At 66.8% G+C, this 20,675-nt stretch carries 23 protein-coding genes and 1 other RNA gene; 4 read left to right on the top strand and 20 right to left on the bottom strand.

The window, feature by feature from the left end:
• Window positions 1-25: 25 nt before the first annotated feature.
• Complete coding sequence (gene purD, locus BLT73_RS10025) at window positions 26-1,288, top strand: phosphoribosylamine--glycine ligase (RefSeq protein ID WP_090523491.1); 1,263 nt, start codon at window positions 26-28, stop codon at window positions 1,286-1,288.
• A gap of 25 nt (window positions 1,289-1,313) precedes the next feature.
• Here the strand turns inward: purD and BLT73_RS10030 are convergent, their stop codons facing one another.
• From BLT73_RS10030 to BLT73_RS10120, 19 genes are all read right to left on the bottom strand, one after another.
• Complete coding sequence (locus tag BLT73_RS10030) at window positions 1,314-2,096, bottom strand: division plane positioning ATPase MipZ (protein ID WP_090523495.1); 783 nt, start codon at window positions 2,094-2,096, stop codon at window positions 1,314-1,316.
• A gap of 277 nt (window positions 2,097-2,373) precedes the next feature.
• The gene (locus tag BLT73_RS10035; RefSeq protein ID WP_090523497.1) at window positions 2,374-3,057 is read right to left on the bottom strand and encodes a hypothetical protein; all 684 of its coding nucleotides are present in this window, start codon (window positions 3,055-3,057) and stop codon (window positions 2,374-2,376) included.
• Between the two features lie 263 nt (window positions 3,058-3,320).
• The gene (locus tag BLT73_RS10040; protein ID WP_090523500.1) at window positions 3,321-3,551 is read right to left on the bottom strand and encodes a hypothetical protein; all 231 of its coding nucleotides are present in this window, start codon (window positions 3,549-3,551) and stop codon (window positions 3,321-3,323) included.
• 18 nt (window positions 3,552-3,569) lie between these two features.
• On the bottom strand, window positions 3,570-4,736 hold the full coding sequence (locus BLT73_RS10045) for a Na/Pi symporter (RefSeq protein WP_176805031.1): 1,167 nt from the start codon (window positions 4,734-4,736) through the stop codon (window positions 3,570-3,572).
• 160 nt (window positions 4,737-4,896) lie between these two features.
• Window positions 4,897-5,118 (bottom strand): 50S ribosomal protein L31, encoded by a 222-nt coding sequence (gene rpmE / locus BLT73_RS10050; RefSeq protein WP_090523502.1) that lies wholly within the window; start codon window positions 5,116-5,118, stop codon window positions 4,897-4,899.
• An 11-nt stretch (window positions 5,119-5,129) separates the two neighbouring features.
• Window positions 5,130-5,522 carry a 50S ribosomal protein L19 gene (rplS, locus tag BLT73_RS10055; protein WP_090523505.1) on the bottom strand — a complete coding sequence of 131 codons (393 nt, stop codon included), beginning with the start codon at window positions 5,520-5,522 and terminating at the stop codon, window positions 5,130-5,132.
• Between the two features lie 6 nt (window positions 5,523-5,528).
• Window positions 5,529-6,392: a tRNA (guanosine(37)-N1)-methyltransferase TrmD gene (gene trmD, locus BLT73_RS10060; protein ID WP_090523508.1), complete on the bottom strand. Its 864-nt coding sequence runs from the start codon at window positions 6,390-6,392 to the stop codon at window positions 5,529-5,531.
• Window positions 6,389-6,883, bottom strand: coding sequence for a ribosome maturation factor RimM (gene rimM / locus BLT73_RS10065; protein WP_090523510.1), 495 nt, complete (start codon window positions 6,881-6,883; stop codon window positions 6,389-6,391). Before rimM ends, trmD begins: the two co-directional genes overlap by 4 nt.
• Before the next feature lie 201 nt (window positions 6,884-7,084).
• Window positions 7,085-7,519, bottom strand: a complete 435-nt coding sequence (rpsP, locus tag BLT73_RS10070; protein ID WP_090523515.1) for a 30S ribosomal protein S16 — start codon at window positions 7,517-7,519, stop codon at window positions 7,085-7,087.
• 48 nt (window positions 7,520-7,567) lie between these two features.
• Window positions 7,568-7,864 (bottom strand): chorismate mutase, encoded by a 297-nt coding sequence (locus BLT73_RS10075; RefSeq protein ID WP_090523517.1) that lies wholly within the window; start codon window positions 7,862-7,864, stop codon window positions 7,568-7,570.
• Window positions 7,865-8,000: 136 nt separating this feature from the next.
• Window positions 8,001-8,513 carry a GNAT family N-acetyltransferase gene (locus tag BLT73_RS10080; protein ID WP_090523520.1) on the bottom strand — a complete coding sequence of 171 codons (513 nt, stop codon included), beginning with the start codon at window positions 8,511-8,513 and terminating at the stop codon, window positions 8,001-8,003.
• Entirely contained in the window at window positions 8,510-9,031 is a 522-nt protein-coding gene (locus BLT73_RS10085; RefSeq protein WP_090523522.1) for a GNAT family N-acetyltransferase, read from the bottom strand. Before BLT73_RS10085 ends, BLT73_RS10080 begins: the two co-directional genes overlap by 4 nt.
• Window positions 9,032-9,086: 55 nt before the next feature.
• Window positions 9,087-9,620, bottom strand: a complete 534-nt coding sequence (locus BLT73_RS10090; RefSeq protein WP_090523525.1) for a GNAT family N-acetyltransferase — start codon at window positions 9,618-9,620, stop codon at window positions 9,087-9,089.
• Between the two features lie 2 nt (window positions 9,621-9,622).
• Entirely contained in the window at window positions 9,623-11,116 is a 1,494-nt protein-coding gene (gene ffh / locus BLT73_RS10095; RefSeq protein WP_090523528.1) for a signal recognition particle protein, read from the bottom strand.
• 185 nt (window positions 11,117-11,301) lie between these two features.
• Entirely contained in the window at window positions 11,302-11,898 is a 597-nt protein-coding gene (gene recR, locus BLT73_RS10100) for a recombination mediator RecR (protein WP_090523530.1), read from the bottom strand.
• Window positions 11,899-11,905: 7 nt separating this feature from the next.
• Window positions 11,906-12,250 (bottom strand): YbaB/EbfC family nucleoid-associated protein, encoded by a 345-nt coding sequence (locus tag BLT73_RS10105; protein WP_090523533.1) that lies wholly within the window; start codon window positions 12,248-12,250, stop codon window positions 11,906-11,908.
• 3 nt (window positions 12,251-12,253) lie between these two features.
• Window positions 12,254-14,104, bottom strand: a complete 1,851-nt coding sequence (locus tag BLT73_RS10110) for a DNA polymerase III subunit gamma/tau (protein WP_090523534.1) — start codon at window positions 14,102-14,104, stop codon at window positions 12,254-12,256.
• A gap of 128 nt (window positions 14,105-14,232) precedes the next feature.
• Window positions 14,233-14,329: signal recognition particle sRNA small type (ffs, locus tag BLT73_RS10115), an RNA gene on the bottom strand.
• A gap of 144 nt (window positions 14,330-14,473) precedes the next feature.
• Complete coding sequence (locus tag BLT73_RS10120; RefSeq protein WP_090523538.1) at window positions 14,474-16,270, bottom strand: 5'-nucleotidase C-terminal domain-containing protein; 1,797 nt, start codon at window positions 16,268-16,270, stop codon at window positions 14,474-14,476.
• Window positions 16,271-16,444: 174 nt separating this feature from the next.
• On the opposite strand from BLT73_RS10120, the gene BLT73_RS10125 reads away from it, so the two are divergent.
• Entirely contained in the window at window positions 16,445-16,894 is a 450-nt protein-coding gene (locus tag BLT73_RS10125; RefSeq protein WP_090523540.1) for a hypothetical protein, read from the top strand.
• Window positions 16,895-16,975: 81 nt separating this feature from the next.
• Here the strand turns inward: BLT73_RS10125 and BLT73_RS10130 are convergent, their stop codons facing one another.
• A complete protein-coding gene (locus BLT73_RS10130; RefSeq protein WP_090523542.1) occupies window positions 16,976-17,851 on the bottom strand; it encodes a prephenate dehydratase in 876 nt (291 codons plus the stop codon).
• Window positions 17,852-17,968: 117 nt separating this feature from the next.
• Here BLT73_RS10130 and BLT73_RS10135 point away from each other — a divergent pair, with 117 nt between their 5' ends.
• Both BLT73_RS10135 and BLT73_RS10140 read left to right on the top strand, forming a co-directional pair.
• The gene (locus BLT73_RS10135; RefSeq protein ID WP_090523545.1) at window positions 17,969-18,511 is read left to right on the top strand and encodes a c-type cytochrome; all 543 of its coding nucleotides are present in this window, start codon (window positions 17,969-17,971) and stop codon (window positions 18,509-18,511) included.
• A 143-nt stretch (window positions 18,512-18,654) separates the two neighbouring features.
• Window positions 18,655-20,631, top strand: a complete 1,977-nt coding sequence (locus tag BLT73_RS10140) for an extracellular solute-binding protein (RefSeq protein WP_090523548.1) — start codon at window positions 18,655-18,657, stop codon at window positions 20,629-20,631.
• Window positions 20,632-20,675 lie beyond the last annotated feature (44 nt).

Genomic DNA, 20,675 nt, shown 5'->3' on the forward strand with positions numbered 1-20,675 from the left:
CACCAGGTTTTGCAGGGGCGGACGCATGAATATCCTCATTCTCGGCAGTGGCGGGCGGGAACATGCGCTTGCCTGGGCGATCCGGCAGAACCCGAAATGCGACCGGCTGATCGTGGCGCCGGGCAATGCCGGGATCCGGGACGTGGCGGAATGCGCGTCGCTCGACATCATGTCGCGCGCGGCGGTGACGGAATTCGCGCAGGAAAACGCCATCGACTTCGTGGTGATCGGCCCCGAGGCGCCGCTGGCGGCGGGGGTGTCGGATGCGCTCAGGGCGGCGGGGATGCTCGTGTTCGGCCCATCGCAAGCGGCCGCACAGCTCGAGGCGTCGAAGGCCTTCACCAAGGAAATCTGCGAGGCCTGCGGCGCGCCCACCGCCGCCTGGGCGCGGTTTTCGGACGCCGCCGCCGCTAAGGATTACATCCGTGCCGAGGGCGCCCCGATCGTGGTCAAGGCCGACGGGCTGGCCGCCGGCAAGGGGGTGGTCGTGGCCGAGACGGAGGAACAGGCGCTCGACGCGGTGGAGATGATCTTCGACGGCGCCTTCGGTGACGCGGGCGCCGAGGTGGTGATCGAGGAGTTCATGTCCGGCGAGGAGGCGAGCTTCTTCGTCCTCTCCGACGGCACGAATTGCCTGCCCATCGGCACCGCGCAGGACCACAAGCGCGTGGGCGCAGGCGATACCGGCCCCAATACCGGCGGCATGGGCGCCTATTCCCCCGCGCCGGTGCTGACCGACGCGATTCAGCAGCAGGTGATGGAGCGGATCATCCGGCCGACCGTGGCCGAGATGGCGGCGCGCGGCACGCCGTTCCAGGGCGTGCTCTATGCCGGGCTGATGATCGCGGACGGGCAGGCGCGGCTGGTGGAATATAATGTCCGCTTCGGCGATCCCGAATGCCAGGCGCTGATGATGCGGCTGGGTGCGCAGGTGCTCGACCTGCTTCATGCCTGCGCCGAGGCGCGGCTGGCGGAGATGACGGTCAACTGGGCCGAGGATCACGCCATGACGGTGGTGATGGCCGCGAATGGCTATCCCGGCGCCTATCAGAAGGGCAGCGAGATCCGCGCGCTCGACCGCCTGCCGGAGGGCAGTTTCCAGATGCTGTTCCATGCCGGTACTGACGAGCGGGACGGGCGGGTCGTGGCGACGGGCGGCCGGGTGCTGGCCGCGACCGGGCGCGGGGCGACGCTGGCCGAGGCGCATCAGCGCGCCTACGGGCTGATCGACGCAATCGACTGGCCCGAGGGGTTCTGTCGGCGCGATATCGGCTGGCGGGCGCTCTAGTCAGCCGTCGGCGGCTGCCGCGGGGTCAGAAACTCACCGTCACGCCGGGCAGGTCCAGCGTCGCGATCAGCTCGCGCAGCTCCTGCCGGGCGGCGATATTGGACATGGACAGGCTCTCCGTGCCGACATCCTTCAGATCCAGCAGCGTCAGCCCGCGCGGGAACAGCTCACGAAACACCACCCGCTCCGCAAAGCCGGGCGCGACGCGGAACCCGATCCGCTTCGAGAGCTGGCCGAGCGCGGTCCCGACCTTGCGCTTGTTGTGCATCTGCTGCGAGCCGAGCCGGTTGCGCAGCACGATCCAGTCGATCGGCCCGGCCCCCGCCGCCTGCCGCCCCTGCCGCGCCGACCACACCATCTCGGCATAGATGGACGGGCCCAGCACCTTGCCGTCGGGCGCCATCCGCGCCAGCAGGTCGAAATCGATGAAGCTGTCATTCAGCGGCGTGACGAGCGTGTCGGCCAGCATATGCGCCATCTGCGCCAACCGCGTATGCGAGCCGGGGCAGTCGATCAGGATGAAATCGTGATCGGGCTCCAGCACCGCCATCGCCTCGGAGAGGGGATCGGTGTCATTGGGCGATTGCGCATTCAGCGCGCCGAGCGTGGGCATGGGCAGGTCCAGCCCCTCAGTCTGGATGAAATGCGCCCGGTTCTCCAGATAGCGGCCGAAGCTGCGCTGCCTTATGTCCAGATCGAGCGCCGCCACGCGATGCCCCATCCGGGCAAGCGCGGTCGCGACATGCATCGAGGTGGTGGACTTGCCCGACCCGCCCTTCTCGTTTCCCACGACGATGATATGGGCCATTCCGCCTCGAGTCGTTCCCTGTTCCGCGCGGGACCATATGCGCTGTGGCGCGGGTTGGGAAGCGGGTGAGTTATGGTTGATGAAGAGGGATTGTCGCGCGGAAGCAGGTCGTCCTCGCCCGAAGGCGCTGATGCTGTAGGGCGTGGAAGAGTTTTGCTTGAGAGCGCTGTTGGTGCAGGGAAGCAATGCGCCGACAGCCCTTCAGCGCGGTTGTATCACCCACGTCACCGGACGATCTTGAACGTTCCAGGCATATGGTTTTTGCAGTCGACCCGGCTCACGCTGATAAATAGAGATGCGTGCTGAATACCCCCCTCGCCGCTCCGCCACCGGGATACGTCCCGTTATTCGGGACTTCGCGCACGACGCCCCCCCAAGGCTCAAGAAAGACTATCCGTCCATTTCGAGCCTCACGAGCGGCCACGACAAAATGTCCGCCGACACGATGTGCTTGATAGATCCAGTGGAGGAAGCTTATCGCTGGCCTGTCGTCGCTCAGCTTTAGCGGGTCCACCGGCAAGGCGAGAGGTTCGAGATGGTGAGAAGGAGTGTTGGTCACCAGCAACTGATGCAAGAGATGTTTGCTCTCCTGCAACTCGACCCTGAGCGACTGCGCCCTCAATGCGGCAATCAGTTGAGAGACGCTAGTCCCAAAGCTCCCGTACATGTTCGCCATTGTGTTCTGGTTCTGACGGCTCTTTTCACTGCTCGGCATGAATGTCTGCGGCGCAGGAATGCTGACTGCGTTCCAGTCGCCTAATGCGACCTCACCCAGACAAAATCCCTTTACCACGAAACTGAAGGTCCGCGCGGCGAGCGCCCATTCTCCTTCCGCGAGAGTCATTTGCTGGGCGATGGACTTCGCCATCCACATCGACGCGATGGCACAGGATGCAGGCTGTCTTTGCGCCCAGACCTGATGTGTGATGCCGTCGCTGTCGGTTCGCTGGTGAATGGTCATCGGCGCGGTCCTTCGTGACTGAACATGCAAGCGCCAGGCGCGGAAATCGGTTAACCGGATGAATCAATGATGATTTTTAGGATAACACGAATCGTGGCTCTGCCGAACGATAAACGCCGCCCTGAGGGGCGGCGCTTGTCATCGTCGATAAAATGTCCGGCTCAGAAGCCCAGACCGGCATATGTGTTCTTGAACTTTGAGACGCAGCCGCCCCCATCCATAAGCCGGGCCGAGCCGCAGGCTCAGGCCGGCTGCGAGCGGGGTCAGCTCTGCCCGGATTTGCGCAATTCGGCTGTCAGCAGGCGGAAGAAGTCGCGCACGGTGCGCAGCCCGTTTTCGGCGTGGTCGAGATGTTCCTCCAGCCGGTCCAGCTCGCGGTGCTGCGCGGCTTCGTCGCGCCGCTCCATCTCCTGTTTCAGCTCGCTTAGCGTCTGCTCGGTCTCGCCGATCAGATGGGCCAGCTTTTCGCGGGTCAGATTGCGGTGGTCACTCATGACAATTCGCCTTTCATCTTACAGCAGCGCGGTGATGCCCAGACACAAAGCAGGGATGACGAAGAACACCCCCAGAATATAGGCGAGCGCAATGGATTTCTGTTCCGCCGCGGTCCGGCCCAGCCATTCCGCCGCGCGCACCGGCAGGAAGCGCAGGAATGGCAGCCCGTAAATCACCAGCACACCCAGCACATTATAGGTCAGATGGATAAAGGCGATCTGCAAGGCGGCCTCGCTGTTGCCGGTCACGGCGGTCGCGGCCAGCAGCGCGGTCAGGCAGGTGCCGATATTCGCACCCAGCGTGAAGGGGTAGATCTGCTTCAGCCCGAACGCGCCCGATCCCGCCAGCGGCACCATGAGCGAGGTGGTGGTCGAGGAAGACTGCACGAGGCAGGTCACCAGCGTGCCGGACGCGATGCCCGCCACCGGACCCCGGCCGATGGCGGTATGCATGATCTCTCGCGCGCGTCCGACCATCAGCAGCTTCAGCAGTTTGCCGATGAAATTGATGGCCAGGAAGATCATGGCGATGCCGACCAAGATCAGCAGCACCCCGCCCGCCACATCGCCCAGCGACAGGATCGGGCCGGAAATCGCCTTCGTCACCGGCGCGGTCGCCGCCTTCACGAAGTTGAACCCGTCCATCGAGGCATCCGCGCCGCCATAGAACGGCGCAGCAAGCGCCTTGCCGATCTTTTCCAGCAGGCCGAAGGCGATTTCGAGCGGCAGGAAGATGACCACCGACAGCAGGTTGAAGAAATCATGCACCGTCGCCGCCGAGAAGGCGCGGGCGAATTCCTTTTTCTCGCGCACATGGCCGAGCGAGACGATGGTGTTGGTGATCGAGGTGCCGATATTGGCCCCCATCACCATCGGCACGGCAACCGCCACCGGCAGGCCGCCGGCGACGAGACCGACAATGATCGAGGTCACGGTCGAAGAGGACTGGATCAGCGCCGTCGCCACCGTGCCGACGACGAGCCCGGCAAACGGGTTGGTGGCAAAGGCAAACAGCTCTTCCGCCTGGTCGCCGGTCGCGGATTTGAAGCCCGAGCCGATCAGCCCGACCGCGCAGATCAGCAGATAGACAAGCCCAGCCACCGCAATCCATTGCTGCCAGCTATTGCGGGGCGGCGCATCGGCCAGCATTTCCCGGTCGGGATGCATCGCATCTGTGTCGGACATGGCGGAGACCCTTTCTGCGAAAAATATGCAGGTGCATGGGTTTATGCTGACCGAAGCAGGTAACAGACGCGTGTCACCTTGGCGGGGGAGGCGCAGGCAGGGACAACGAAAAACGCCGCCCCGAGGGGCGGCGCTTGGCATCTTCGATGCAAGGTCAGGCTCAGAAGCCCAGACCGGCATATTTGTTCTTGAATTTCGAGACGCGGCCGCCCGCATCCATCAGCCGGGCCGAGCCGCCGGTCCAGGCCGGGTGCGAGGTCGGGTCGATGTCCAGCGACAGCGTGTCGCCCTCTGCGCCCCAGGTCGAGCGGCACTGATAGGTGGTGCCGTCGGTCATCTTGACCTCGATCATGTGGTAATCGGGATGAATGTCTTTTTTCATGGTCGAGATCCTCAGGCGTTGGCGTCGGCCTTGGCGGCCTTCGGCTTGTAGTTGGTGACTTCCGCGATCCGGGCCGACTTGCCGCGGCGCGAGCGCAGGTAATACAGCTTGGCGCGGCGGACGCGGCCGCGGCGGACCACGGTGATGGCGTCGATATTGGTCGAGTAGAGCGGGAAGACACGTTCCACGCCTTCGCCGAAGGAGATCTTGCGGACGGTGAAGCTGGCGCCGATGCCGTTGCCGCCCTTGCGGCTGATGCAGACGCCTTCATAGTTCTGCACGCGGGTCCGGGTGCCCTCGGTCACCTTGTAGCCGACGCGGATCGTGTCGCCGGCCTTGAAATCGGGGATATCCTTGCCGAGCTCGTCGATCTGCTCGGCTTCGAGCTGTGCGATCAGGTTCATCGCGGTTCATCCTTCATCTTGCGCGGGTTCGGTCCCCGCTTGGTGTGATGCGCCCGAGAGCTGTGCGTCCTTGGCCGGGTCATGCGGGGTGCCGGTCATCCGGTCCCGATATGCCCGCCACAGGTCGGGGCGGCGTTCTTTGGTCAGCCTTACGGCCTCCTCGCGCCTCCAAGCAGCAATGGCCGCGTGATTGCCGGACATGATGACATCCGGGATCCTGCGGCCTTCCCACTCGGCGGGGCGAGTATAGTGCGGGTGTTCCAGCAAACCGTCCGAAAAGGACTCTTCAGCCAGCGATGCCTGATTCCCGACGACGCGCGGTATAAGCCGAACCGTCGCGTCAATCAAGACCTGAGCGGCCAGTTCTCCGCCGGTCAGGACATAATCCCCGATGCTGATCTCCTCGACCCCGTTTGCGTCCAGCACGCGCTGATCCACCCCCTCGAAGCGCCCGCAGATCAGGGTGATCCCCGGTCCCTGCGCCAGATCGCGGGCGCGCCCCTGCGTCAGCGGCCGCCCGCGCGGTGACAGATAGACCGCCGGCAGCCTGCCGCCGGCCTCGCGCAGCGCCGCATCCATCACATCGGGCCGGATCACCATGCCGGCGCCGCCGCCCGCGGGGGTGTCATCGACATTGCGGTGCTTGCCGACGCCGTGTTCGCGCAGCGGGATGGTGCGCAGATTCCACAACCCCTGCTGAAGCGCGCGCCCGGTCAGCGACAGGCCGAGCACGCCGGGAAACGCCTCGGGGAACAATGTGATCACATTCGCCGTCCAGGCCCCCGCCGCCTGCGGCTCGGCCATCAGGTCGCGCGGTGTGCGGCTGGCCCGGATGGACAGCCTGCCATGGGATTTCGGCGGATCGCTCATTCGTCCGAGCCGGGTGGATCGGCGATGATGCGGCCCGCGCCAAGATCCACGGTGGGCACGATCTCGCGGGTAAAGGGCAGCAGCAAAGGCGGGGTGGCAGCGATTTCGAGAATGTCGCCCGCGCCGTGATCGTAGATCGCGCGGACCCGGCCCAGCAACTTGCCGCCCGGATCATAGACCTCCAGCCCGATCAGATCGGCATGGTAGAATTCATCATCCGGCAGCGCGGGCAGGGCAGCGCGCAGGGCCCAAAGCGTGGTGCCCTTCAGCGCCTCGGCCTGTTCGCGGGTCTCGACGCCGGACAGCCGCGCGCCGAGACCGCCGGTGACTGGCCGGGTCAGGGCTACGTCAAAGCTGCGCGCGCCATCCTCGGTGCTCAGCGCGCCGTAAGCAGCGATGTCCTCCGGCATGGCGGTGAAGCTTTTCAGCCGCACCTCGCCGCGCACGCCGAACGCGCCCGCGATGGCCCCCACGCAGATCCTGTCAGACATGGCTCATCGCCCTCCGCATATGCCGGCCTGGCCCCAGACACCGCCCGTGTCCTCGCAGAGCCGCATCTGCTGGCCGCGCTCAAAGAGCATGCCCGCCGCGAAGGCGAGCATCAACAGAATCGCAAGCCGGATCAGCCGGAAGAGGAGCATCGCGTGCCGGGAAAATCAGCGGCCCGCCGGGGAGGGCGGGCCGTCGATGGATCATTCCGAAGCGGCGTCCTCGGCGGGTGCTTCCTCGGCCGGGGCGTTCTTGGCTTCCTCGGCGGCGCGCTTGGCTTCTTCTTCGGCTTCCTTGGCGGCGGCGGCCTTGTCCTCGCGCTCCTTGATGCGGTCCTGGGCCTTCTTGCCGGGCTGGGCCTTTTTCATGTTGGCGCGGGTGGCTTTTTCACGCACACCGGCGGCTTCGAGGAAGCGCGCGATGCGGTCGGTGGGCTGGGCGCCCTGTTCGAGCCAGTAGGCGACGCGCTCCATGTTCATCTGCACGCGCTGCTCGCTGTCTTTCGGCAGCAGCGGGTTATAGGTGCCCAGCTTTTCGAGGAAGCGGCCATCGCGGGGCATGCGCGAATCGGTGGCGACGATGGCGTAATGGGGGCGTTTCTTGGACCCACCACGGGCGAGACGGATTTTCATGGCCATTGCGTTTTCTCCTTTGAAATGGCGTGTTTGCGACGTGTTCCTGACGCGTCACGATTGGTAGCTTTCGTGATGGCGGATGACTTCCGCGATCACGAAATTGAGGAATTTGCGCGCGAATTCCGGGTCGAGATCGGCCTCGCGCGCGAGGCGTTCCAGCCGTTCGATCTGCGCGGATTCGCGGGCCGGATCGGACGGTGGAAGGTCGTGGTCGGCCTTGAGGCGGCCGACGGATTGCGTGTGCTTGAACCGCTCGGCCAGCGTGTAGACGAGGATCGCGTCCAGCCGGTCGATGCTGTCGCGATGGCTGGCCAGCAGCGTGGCGGCGCGGGTGACGGGATCGGTCATTTGGCCTCCGAAGAGCAGGGCACGGGGCGTACACCGCGCGTACACCGATTGTACACAGGTCGTGCAGACAGGGCGCCGCCCTCGGTGCCGTAGCCGGCTCCACGGGGTATTTCGGTGAAGAAGAAAGACGCGGGTCTCATGCCGTCACCTCGGCGCGGGTCGGGATGGCGTAGATGTCGCGGGCATGGCCGTCGGGAAAGATCTCGCGGCGTTGTTTCACACCGCCGAGGGATTCGGTCAGGCGGCGGGCGGCGAGATTCTCGTCGCGGAAATGGGTTTCGACCTGGCGCCAGCCGAGCGCATCGCCCGCCCAGGCCAGAACGGCGCGCGAGGCCTCTTGCGCGTTGCCCTGACCGCGCGCGGCGGGCAAGAGCCACCAGGTGAGTTCATGGCCCGGCCAGCCCGCCACATCGAGGATGCCGCAGCCGCCGACGGGCGCGCCGTCACGTTCGATGACGAAGCGGCCGAAGCCTTTCAGCGCGAAATGCCCGACATCTGCGCTCAGCCGTTCCCACGCCTGATAGGGCAGGAGCGGGCCGCCGTAGAAATGCGAGGCCTCCGGGTCCGCGAAGAAGGCGGCATAGGCGGCGTGATCGCTTGCCTTGGGCGGACGCAGGGTCAGGCGGTCGGTGGTCAGGGTGGGCGTCATGCGGCCACCTTTGCGTGGCGAAAGCGTAGCATGGGGCCATAAGGCGTTTCCCATTCCCCGTCGGGATGTGCGCCCATGCGTTCGGCCAGAGCAATCGAGCGGGCATTGCCGGCCTCGATTGACGACATGGGGGCGGTGATGCCGCAATGCCTGGCTGCGCCGTCGCGGGCGGCGATGGCGGCCTCTTGCGCGATGCCGCGCCCCTCGTGGCTGTTGCCGTAGATCATCCAGCCGAGTTCGGGCTCGGGCCAGAAATCGGGATGGTAGATTCCGGCGCGGCCGATATTCGCGCCGGAGTTCCGGTCGGTGATTTCCCAGAACCCGTAGCCGCGCAGCAGCCATTGACCGGCGGCGGCGGCAAATTCGGTCCAGGCTTCCTTGCGGTCGAACGGGCCGCCGAGGGTTTCGGCGCGCGGGCTGGCGTAGAAGGCGGCAAAAGCGTCGAAATCCGACAGATGCGGAGGCCGCAGGATCAGGCGGTCCGTTTTCAGGATGGGGGCGTCGGTCAATGCTGTCATGGTCGCGCCTCCAGCCGGGCCGGGACGGGTATTTGGGTGAAGAAGAAACAAAGCGTCATGCGACACCTGCCGGGTGGCGATAGATCAGGCAGGGCGTGCCGCGGACCTCGCCTTCGGATTCGATCACCGCGCCCATGCGTTCGGCGAGGCGGCGGGAGCGGGTGTTGTCATGGGCGATTTGCGAGATGAGCGGGCCCATGCCCATGCTGCCCTGGGCGTGGTTGCGGGCGGCCATCGCGGCCTCATAGGCGAGGCCCTTGCCCTCGAACCCTTCGAAGATCTGCCAGCCGAGTTCCGGTTCGGGCCAGTCGATATGGTTGATGATGCCGATGCGACCGGTCACGCCGCCGGTGGCTTTGTCCTCGACCGTCCACATGCCGTAGCCGCGGATCGCCCAATGGCCCGCCACCGAGACGAGCGATGACCATGCCTGCCATTCATTGAACGGGCCACCGACATGGCGCGACCGATCCGACATGGAGAAGGCGCGCACCGCTTCCCAATCCGCGTTGCGCGGTTCGCGCAGGATCAGGCGCTTGGTTTCGAGGATGGGAACCTCGATCTGGATTGTGGCGATCTCGCTCGGCATGGTTATTTCTTTCCGAACAGCCCCGAGAGACCGCCGGGCAGCCCGGCCCCGCCCAACTGGCCGCCGAGGCCCTTGGGGTCTTGCAGCATCTTCGTCGCCTCGGCCATTTTGGCCGGATCGGCATTGGCCATGTCGGGCAGGCCGCCATCCTTGCCGGTCATGGCGCGCATGGCCTGTTTCAGCATCCCGCCCTTCATCTTGCCGAGTTTTTTCATCGTGTCGGCCATCTGGCGCTGCATCTTCAGGAGCTTGTTGAGTTCCGCGACCTCCAGCCCGGCCCCCGCGGCGATGCGTTTCTTGCGGCTGGCCTGCAGCAGCGCGGGGTTGGCGCGTTCCTTTTTGGTCATGGAATTGATCAGCGCGATCTGGCGGCGGATCATGCTGTCATCCATGCCGGCATCCTCGGCCTGCTTGGCCATTTTCTGCATGCCCGGCATCATCTGCATGATCGAGCCCATGCCGCCCATCTTCTGCATCTGTTCAAGCTGGCTGCGAAGGTCGTTCATGTTGAACATGCCCTTCTGGAAGCGCTTCATCATGCGCTCGGCCTGCTCGACCTCCAGCACTTCCTGCGCCTTTTCGACGAGCGCCACGATGTCGCCCATGCCGAGGATGCGGCCGGCGACGCGGCTGGCGTCGAAGGACTCGAGCGCGTCCATTTTCTCGCCCAGACCGACGAAGCGGATCGGCTTGCCGGTGACGGCACGCATGGACAGAGCCGCACCGCCGCGCCCGTCGCCATCCATCCGGGTCAGGACGACGCCGGAGATGCCGACCTTGCCGTCGAACTCGGTGGCGACATTGACGGCGTCCTGACCGGTCAGGCCGTCGACGACCAGCAGGGTCTCGCGCGGGTTCGTTACGTCGCGGACGGCCTGCACCTCGTCCATCAGCACCTCGTCGATATGCAGGCGGCCGGCCGTGTCGAGCATATAGACGTCATAGCCGCCGAAGCTGGCCTGCTGTTTCGCGCGTTTGGCGATCTGGACGGCGGTTTCGCCCTTCACGATGGGGAGCGTGTCGACACCGATCTGGGTGCCGAGAATGGCCAACTGCTCCATCGCAGCGGGGCGGTTGGTGTCGAGCGAGGCCATCAGGACCTTTTTCTTCTCGCGGTCCTTCAGGCGCTTGGCGAGCTTGGCGGTGGTGGTGGTCTTGCCCGAGCCCTGCAGCCCGACCATCAGGATCGGGGCGGGCGGATTGTCGATGCGCAGCGCGTCGGGTTCGCCCTCGCCCTGAAGCGTCTTGATGAGTTCGTCATGGACGATCTTGACGACCTGCTGGCCCGGCGTGACGGATTTGGTGACGGCCGCGCCGGTGGCCTTGGCGGTGACGGATTTCACGAAGCTGCGGGCGACGGGCAGGGAGACATCGGCCTCCAAGAGCGCGGTGCGGACTTCGCGCAGGGCGGCGGTGACGTCCTCCTCCGACAGCGCCCCCTGCTTGGTCAGCCGGTCGAAGACGCCGCCAAGACGGTCGGAAAGATTCTCGAACATGCGGGCCTCCTCGGGGGTCCAATCGGGGCTGCGCGGGTGCGGAATGCACAATCGCCCCCGTGGGCGCAACGCGCTGACGGGGGGCGATCCCCGCGCAATGGTCGGGGACCGGAAGGGCAGACCTTCCGGGAATTGGGGCCGCAGATACGCAAGACCGGCCGGGAAGTCAAGCGGGGCGGGCGCGATCAGAAGCGGCGGCGGGCGCGCAGGGCGGCGGTGATGGTGCCGTCGTCGAGATAGTCGAGCTCGCCCCCGATCGGGACGCCCTGGGCCAGCCCGGTGACGCTGAGCCCGTCGGGAAGGGCGTCGGCGATGTAATGCGCGGTGGTCTGCCCCTCGATCGTGGCGTTGAGCGCGAGGATCACCTCGGACACCTGCTCTGCCTCCAGCCGGGCCAGCAGGCGGGGAATGCCGAGATCTTCCGGCCCGATCTCGTCGAGCGCCGACAGCGTGCCGCCGAGGACGTGGTAGCGGCCGCGAAACGCCCGGCCGCGTTCGAGCGCCCAGAGATCGGCCACCGATTCCACCACGCAGATCTCTCCGGTCTGGCGGGCGGGATCGGCGCAGATCGGGCAGATCTCGCGGTCGGAGATATTGCCGCAGCGCGTGCAGGGCCGGGCCGTCTCGGCCACGCGGGTCATCAGCGCCGAGAGCTGCGCCATCTGGCCAGGCTTGCGGCCGATCAGCGAGAGAACGATGCGCCGGGCGGAGCGGGGACCCAGCCCCGGCAGCCGCGCCATCGCCCCGATCAGCGCCTGGATGTCGTCGCTGCCTTCGGCCACGCGCGGCTCAGAACGGCAGTTTCATGTCGGAGGGCAGGCCCAGATCCTGGGCGATGCGGGCCATTTCGGACTGGGCCTTGTCCTGGGCACGGCGCTGCGCGTCCTTGATCGCGGCGAGGATCAGGTCCTCGACCACCTCCTTCTCGGAGGCGACGAAGATCGAGGGGTCGATCTCCAGCCCGGTCAGTTCGCCCTTGGCGGTGGCGGTGGCCTTGACCAGACCCGCCCCGGCCTCGCCGGTCACGGTGGTCTTGTCCAGACCTTCCTGGATCTCGGCCATCTTGGCCTGCATGTCCTTGGCGGCGGCCATCATCTTGGCCATGTCGCCAAATCCGCCCAAACCCTTCATCATGTCCTAATCCTCATCCTCGAACGGATCCCACTCCTCGGCCTCTGCCACGGGGGAGGTTCCGTCACCATGCATGGCACCGGCCTGTTCGACCGGGGCCGGTTCGACTGTCTCCGCCGGTTCAACGCGCCGGGCGGAGACCAGTTTCGCCGCCGGGAAGGCGGCCAGTGCGGCCTTGACCAGCGGATGGGCGGCGGCGCGCGCCATCGCCTCGGCCTGCGCGGCGGCGCGGGTTTCCGAGATGGTCGGGGCGCCGCCGTCATTGACGATGGTCACCGCCCAACGCTGGCCCCCGGTCCAGCCGCGCAGCCGTTCGGCCAGGCGGGAGGCCAGATCGGCGGGCGCGTCGGGGGTGGGCTGGAACTCGATCCGGCCGGGGCTGTAGCGGGCGAGGCGCAGGTGATCCTCGACCATGATGAGGAGCGGCATGTCCCGCATCCGCCGGATCAGCTCGAGGACGCTGTCGAAATCCGGGTAGGCGGCGATCAGGGACTCGGGCAGCGCGGCGGTGGCGAGCGCCTGTCCCGGTGCGGCTGACGGGCCCTGCGCCCGCGCGGTGGGCGCGACAGCGCTGCCTTGACCGGGGCCGCGCGGGGCCGCCCCAGCGGTCCCGGCGGTGGCCGGGGCAGAGCCGGAGACCGGGGCCGGGCTGCGCCCGGATGGCGGCGCGGGGCGGGTCAGCTCGCCTGCGGTCTGCGCCTGCTGGATCTTGCGGATCAGCGCCTCGGGGTCGGGCAGGTCGGCGGCATGGGTCAGCCGGATCACCGCCATCTCGGCGGCCATCATCGCATTGGGCGCGGCCGAGACCTCCTCGAGCGCCTTCAGCAGCATCTGCCAGAGCCGTGTCAGCGCCCGCATCGGCACCTGTTCGGACAGCGACGCGCCGCGGCTGCGTTCATCGGGCGAGATGGTGGGATCGTCCATCGCCGCCGGGGTGATCTTCACGATCGACAGCCAGTGGGTGATCTCGGCCAGGTCGCGCAGCACCGCCACGGGGTCCGCCCCGTCCGCATATTGGGCCTGCAACTCGGCCAAAGCCTGCGCCGCATCGCCGCGCAGGATCATCTCGAACAGATCGATCACGCGGCCGCGATCGGCCAGACCCAGCATGGCGCGGACCTGATCGGCCGTGGTTTCGCCCGCGCCGTGGCTGATCGCCTGATCCAGCAGAGAGGTGGCATCGCGCGCCGAACCTTCGGCCGCACGGGTAATCAGCGCCAGGGCGTCATCGGTGATCTGCGCGGATTCGGCCCCGGCAATCCGGCGAAGCAGGTCGATCATCACCTCCGGTTCGATCCGGCGCAGGTCGAAACGCTGGCAGCGCGACAGCACGGTGACCGGCACCTTTCGGATCTCGGTGGTGGCGAAGATGAATTTCACATGCGGCGGCGGCTCCTCCAGCGTCTTGAGCAGCGCGTTGAACGCACTGGTCGAGAGCATGTGGACCTCGTCGATGATATAGATCTTGTAGCGCGCCGAGGCGGCCCGGTAATGCACGCTCTCGATGATCTCGCGGATATCATTGACGCCGGTGCGCGAGGCCGCGTCCATTTCCAGCACATCGACATGGCGGCCCTCGGTGATCGCCACGCAATGTTCGCATTGCCCGCAGGGCTCGGTCGTCGGGCCGCCCGCGCCGTCGGGGCCGATGCAGTTCAGCCCCTTGGCGATGATGCGCGCGGTGGTGGTTTTCCCGGTGCCGCGAATGCCCGTCATAATGAAAGCCTGCGCGATGCGGTCGGCGGCGAAGGCGTTTTTCAGCGTGCGCACCATCGCATCCTGCCCGACCAGGTCGGAGAAGGTCTCGGGCCGGTATTTCCGGGCCAGCACCTGGTAGTTCTGTTCGCTCTCGGTCATCTCGCCTCGCCTGGGTGGCGTCACATTAGCGATGGGGGCGGGGTGCGACAACCGGCGAGATGGGGCGGTGTGGCGGCTAGGGATGCCAACCGGCTTGCCCTGAGCGGTCGGCGATGCTGCGGGGGAGGGGTGAGAGACTGGACAGCGACCCGAACGGAATTCGTTGCGGCTGCTTCCTTCCGGACCTGACCGGGTTGGCGAAGCGTTCGCCCGCGCCAGCCTCTCGCGGCCTAATTAGGGATGGGCGCGCGCGGATGCAACCCCCGGCGGGGTGCGCATGGGGCCTGGCCGGGGCCGCGGGTGGCGCGCGGTGGGGGTGGCTGCGCGAGGGATGGCTGCGCGGGGTCGCGCGGCCTGGCCGGGCGCGGTTCAGAATTGCAGGCCGAGGCGCAGGAACCCCGAATCGCGGCGCTCGGTGGTCATCACCGGCAGCGGGCAGTTGGACAGATCGGCCTCCGGCGCGGTGTCGAACCAGACTTTCGTGCCGGGCGGGGCGTGCAGGCGGAAGAACGGGCGCAGCGGGCCGCGCGGCGGGGCGGCGCGCATCAGATGCCGGGCGATGATGTCGCGCACCCGCGCCTGCGCCGGCTCTGGCAGCAGGCAGGCGCGGCCGCGGGTCAGCGTCTCGTAGACGCCGCCGCTGTTCAGCCGGTAGCTGTTGGTGAAGACCAGGAAACGCTGATCGCGCGCCACCGGGCGGCCGGCATGGCACAGCCCGACGATGCGGCCGGGATGGCCGGTCGGGCGGCCGCAGCGGTCGAAGGCCGGCGCCCGGCTGAGATCGACGCCGTATTCTACCCCGGACATGACGTCGAACTGGAAGCCGGGCATGTCCGGGTCGATCAGCGGGCCGGTCTGGCTGGGCGCGTCGGGCAGATGCGTGAACAGCGCCGCGGCCCGTTCCAGCCATTGCGCGATCTCGGACCCGGTAAGCTCGATCGCGGCGGCATGGTTGCCGAACGGGTAGATCCGCGACAGATCCCCCCGCGACAGCTTGCCGGAGGGGATGTCGACGTAATGGCCCGGCCCGCCGCGCCCGCCGGTGCGGAACGGGGCCTGGGCGAAGATCATCGGCAGGTTGCAATGCGGCAGGGTCTCGGCGGCATGGGCACGCATCGCCGATTCGACCAGCCGCATGCCGTGATCGACGCCGAGCAGGGCGAAATGGCTGCTCAGCCTTGTGCCGATCCGGCAGATCGCCGCGTCGAGCCGCCGCCGGGTGCCCTGCGGCAGCCAGGACACCGTCGCGCGCAGCCGGGCGCAGCCGGGCACGGTGGCCGGGCGCGCCTCGGCGATGCTGTCGGTGATCTGCCAGGCGCCGCCCCCGCCGCGCAGCCGCAGCGTCACCGCCGCCAGATGCGAGCCGCCGAAGCCCGCCATCACCAGGGCCGCGCGCCCCGGTGCGGCCGGGCGGACCAGCACCTCGTGGGTGTGGCCCGCGATCACCGCATCGACACCGGAGAGCGCCGCGATGCAGGCGGCCGCGTTCTCGGCCCGCGGCGCGGCATCCTCTCCCGGTCCGCCATGGCTGAGCGCCACCACCAGATCCGCCCCGCGCGCGCGCAGCGAGGAGACGGCGCGGCCGGCGGCGCGGACGACATCTTCGGTCTGCAGATGCCGGGCGAGGCCGGGCTCCCATTCCGTGGTCTGCGGCGGCAGCACGCCGAACACGCCGATCCGCAGCATGTGGTCCGCGCCCTGCGCGTCGCGCATCCGGCGGCGCAGCATCACCGTGTCCGACCACAAGGGCGCGCCGTCGGTCAGACCGGCATTCGCAAGCGTCAACTGATAGCGGGCGTCGCGCAGCACCCGGCGCAGATGGGCGATGCCATAGGTGAAGTCGTGATTGCCCAGGCAGGCGGCGTCATAGCGCAGCCTGTTCAGCGCCGCGATGGCCGGGTGGACGTCATGCGGCCCCAGCCCGGCGCGCGCGATCTCGTCGGCCTGCGGCGTGCCCTGCAGCAGATCGCCATTGTCGAATAGCAGCAGGTTGGCATGGCGTTCGCGGGCCGCGGCGATCAGCGGCGCGATCCGCGCCAGACCGCCGCCGGGCAGGTCGTCGCCCAGTTGCATATGCAGGTCGGTGGTGGCGAGAATGGCAATCTCGAGCGTGGAAACTTGTTCGACGCGGCCGTAATTGCGGTGCGTGGCCGAGCGGATCTGCATCTTGTATTTCCTGCCAAAATATCAATATAAATGGCCCTCACATCAGCCTAGGCGCAATTCCGCGCATCACACAACTTTCGATTGCGGAAGATGCTTAAATTTGTAGACGAACGTCTTGCCTTGCGTCACCTCTGCGGCTAACTCTCTGTAAATCTAACCGATTTTGTGGTGATTATGAAGTTTTCCACACGCGTCGACAAAGCCATCAGCGCCGAGCAGCTTTTCGATTCGGTTGCGAATTTCGACCGGCTCGAGCGGATGTTGATGCGGCGGGGTGTGGTCGTCAGCCGAGTTAACAACATCTCCTCCGGCACGGCGCGGGCCTGGGATCTGGCCTTTGACTGGCGCGGCCAGCAGCGCGAGCTGCGGATGCTGCTGGTCCAGTATGACCGGCCCGAGAAACTGGCCTATACCGGGCAGTCGCAATCCTTCGAGATCCGGCTGGACATGAGCGTGGTGGCGCTCGCGCGGCAGAAATCGCGGCTGATCTTCGAGCTGGAGGTGAAGCCGCGCAACATGCGCGCGCGGCTGGCGCTGCAGACCGCCAAGCTGGGCAAGGCGCAGATCGACCGGCGGGTGGCGGATCGGGTGGCGGGCTTCGTCAACGACGCCGTTGCGGGCTGAGCGGGACCGAGTGACCGCGGGCGCAGCCCCTGCGTGCAGGCGTCACGCCTAACGTCCTGCTATGCAAGGATATTATGGCGATCAGCGCGCTTGCCGAAGTTGTTCGGCGCGCAGCGGATCGGCCGGATAGACCCCCAGCACGTTCAGCATCGAGGTGAAATAGCTGAGCTCGTCAAGCGCGAGGCGCACATTTTCGTCCTCGGGATGGCCCTCGATATCGGCATAGAACTGCGTCGCGGTGAACACCCCGTCGACCATGTAGCTTTCCAGCTTGGTCATGTTCACGCCATTGGTCGCGAACCCGCCCATCGCCTTGTAGAGCGCCGCCGGAATGTTGCGCACCCGGAACACGAAGCTGGTCAGCATTCCCGCCTCGCCCGCGCGGTTCGGGCGGCGGGCGTAATCCGGCTCGCGCGACATGATGAGAAAGCGGGTGGTGTTGTTCTGCCGGTCCTCGATCTGGTCGGCCAGCCGGTTCAGCCCGTAGATCTCTCCGGCCAGCGGCGCGGCCAGTGCGGCAATGTGACGCTGGCCCTGCTCGGCGACGATCTTGGCCGAGCCTGCCGTATCCGCGCCGGTGATGCTGCGAATGCCGTGGTCGCGCAGAAAGCCGCGGCACTGGCCCAGCAGCACGGTATGGCTCATCGCCTCCGTCACCTCGTCCAGCGTCACGCCGGGCTGTGCCAGCAGGCTGATATGGACGCGCACGAAGGCCTCGTCGATGATGTGCAGGCCGGATTCGGGCAGCAGGTGATGGATGTCGGCCACGCGGCCATAGGTCGAGTTCTCCACCGGCAGCATGGCCAGATCGGCCTCGCCCGCGCGGACCGCCTCGATCACATCCTCGAAGGTGCGGCAGGGCAGCGCCTCCATGTCGGGGCGGGCGTCGTGGCAGGCCTGGTGGCTGTAGGCGCCCGGTTCGCCCTGGAAGGCGATGAGATTGTTGGTCCTGATCATGGTCCCGGCAGTCGATTGACGGATCGTGGCTTGACGGGTCAACTATACCTTGAACCGGCTGAAAGAAAGCGGATAGATACGCGCAGAATTTTGAACACTACCTAGCGGGGACGGCACATGTTCAACACCATGACCATCACGAAGGCATCCGGCGCGCTGATCGGCTCCTTGCTGGCGCTGCTGCTGCTGTTCTGGGCCGGGACGGGGCTGTATTCCGTCAAGCCGCCCGGAGGTGCCGGACATGGTGAGGGCGAGGAGGTGGCGCAGGCCTATTCCATCCCCGTCGAGGAGACCGGCGGCGGCGAGGTTGCGGAGGAAGAGCAGATCGATTTCTCGGCGCTGATGGCCTCGGCCGATGCGGGCGCGGGGGAACGTGTCTTCGGCAAGTGCCGGGCGTGTCACAAGCTGGACGGCTCGGACGGGATCGGGCCGCATCTGAACGGGGTGATGGGCCGGGCCGTGGCCTCGGTCGGCGGGTTCGCCTATTCCGATCCGATGGTCGCCCATGCCGGCGAGGCGCCGGAATGGACGCCCGAGGCGATGCAGGAATTCCTGGCCGATCCGCGCGGCGTGGTGCCGGGGACCAAGATGACCTTTGCCGGGCTGCCCGATGCCGAGGATCGCGCGAACCTGATCGCCTATCTGACCGAACAGCCCTGATCGCGGCGGCGACCCGGATTTGCACCCGCCCGGCCCAAGCGGCCGGGCGTTTTGCGTTTGGCCTTGCCGATCACGAAAACGCGGATTGATCCGGCGGGGGGCGAGGGCGTAGCCTGTGCGGCAACCCAACAGGAAGGATCGCCATGCCCCGCCCCGCTCGTCTTGCCGCGCTTGCCCTGCCGCTGTCGCTGATCGGTGCCGTGGCATTGGCGCAGGCGCCCGCCTCCCAACCCGCAGCACCAGAGGCGAGTGCCGCCACAGACGACGCTGGGGCGCAGCCGAGCACACCCGCGCAGGACGGCGCGTCGCCGGGTGATGCGGCGACGGGCGAGACCACTGTGGCGCATGGCGTGTCGGTGTTCGGCGAACCCGCCCTGCCGCCGGATTTCGAGCATCTGCCTTACGTGAACCCCGATGCCCCGAAGGGGGGTGAGATTTCCATCGCGCTTGCCGGCGGGTTCGACAGCTACAACCCCTATACGGTGAAGGGGCGCGGCGCGGCCCTGTCCACGGTCATGCATGAGAGCCTGATGACCGGCACGATGGACGAGATCGGGACCGCCTATTGCCTGCTTTGCGAGACCGTCGAATATCCAGACAGCCGGGACTGGGCGATCTTCACCCTGCGCGAGGAGGCGGCATTTTCCGACGGCACGCCGGTCACCGCCGAGGACGTGCTGTTCACCTATGAGACGCTGCGCGACAAGGGGCTGTCCTCGTTCCGTGCGGTGATCGCGCAATCCATCGCGGGCGCCGAGGTGCTGGACGACCGCCGCATCCGCTTCGATTTCGTGGAGGGCTATCCCCGCCGCGACGTGGTCCAGACGGCTGGCGGGCTGCCGGTGTTCTCGAAAAAGGATTTCGAGGAGAACGGGCGGGAATTGTCCGACAGCAGCAGTACGCCCTTCATCGGCTCCGGCCCCTATATGTTCGGCAGTGCCGATATGGGGCGGCGCACGGTCTGGCAGCGCAACCCGGAGTATTGGGGCAAGGATCTGCCGATCAATATCGGGCGGCATAATTTCGACCGCATCCGTATCGAGTATTTCGGTGATGGCGACGCCGCGTTCGAGGGGTTCAAGGCGGGTGAATACACGTTCCGGGCGGAGAACTCGGCGATCAAATGGGCCACCGGCTATGATTTTCCGGCGGTTGAGCGCGGTGCGGTGGTCAAGGCCGAGATCGAGACCGGCAGCAAGGCCCCGGCGCAGGGGTTCTTCTTCAACCTGCGGCGCGAGAAGTTCCAGGATCCGCGCGTGCGCGAGGCGATCGGGCTGATGTTCAACTTCGAATGGTCGAACCGGACGCTGTTCTACGATCAGTACAGCCGCACCCAGTCCTTCTGGGAAAACAGCAACCTCAAGGCCGAGGGGCCGCCATCCGAGGCCGAACTGGCGCTGCTGGAGCCGCTGGCGGCGGATCTGCCCGACGGCGCGCTGACCGAGGATGCGGTGGTCCCGCCGGTCAGCGGCGAGCGCCAGATCGACCGGGGCAATCTGCGCCGGGCGGGCGCATTGCTGGACGAGGCGGGCTGGGTGCCGGGCAGTGACGGGATGCGGCGCAACGCGGACGGGCAGGTGCTGAGCGTCGAATTCATGAACGATTCCCAGACATTCGACCGGGTTATTAATCCGTTCGTCGAAAATCTGCGACGCCTCGGCGTTGATGCGAAAATGGCGCGGGTGGACAATGCTGAGCATGAGAACCGCCGCTACAGTTTCGATTACGACATCATCATCGGCCATGCGCTGACCGACATGATCGCGGGGGACGGGCTGTATCAGATGTTCGGCTCGCAAGGGGTGGACGATGTGTTCAACCTGGCGGGGATCTCCAACCCGGCGGTCGACAGCCTGATCGGGACCGCCGTCGCCGCAGAGACCGAGGCGGAGATGGTGACCGCCACCCATGCGCTCGACCGGGTGTTGCGGGCGATGCGGCCCTGGGTGCCCAACTGGTTCAGCGCCGAGCAGCGGCTGGCCTATTACGACCAGTATGATTACCCCGACGAGCTGCCGCCCTATCTGGACGCGTCGATCTCCACGCCCTGGTATTTCGATTTCGCCTGGTTCGACGCCGAAAAGGCGGCGGCGCTGCGCGCATCCGGGGCGCTGCGCTGAGCGCGCGGCGGGGCGGCCGCCCGGCTCTCTTGATTTCTGGCGAA

Source organism: Paracoccus isoporae (assembly GCF_900101865.1).
GTDB classification, from domain to species: domain Bacteria; phylum Pseudomonadota; class Alphaproteobacteria; order Rhodobacterales; family Rhodobacteraceae; genus Paracoccus; species Paracoccus isoporae.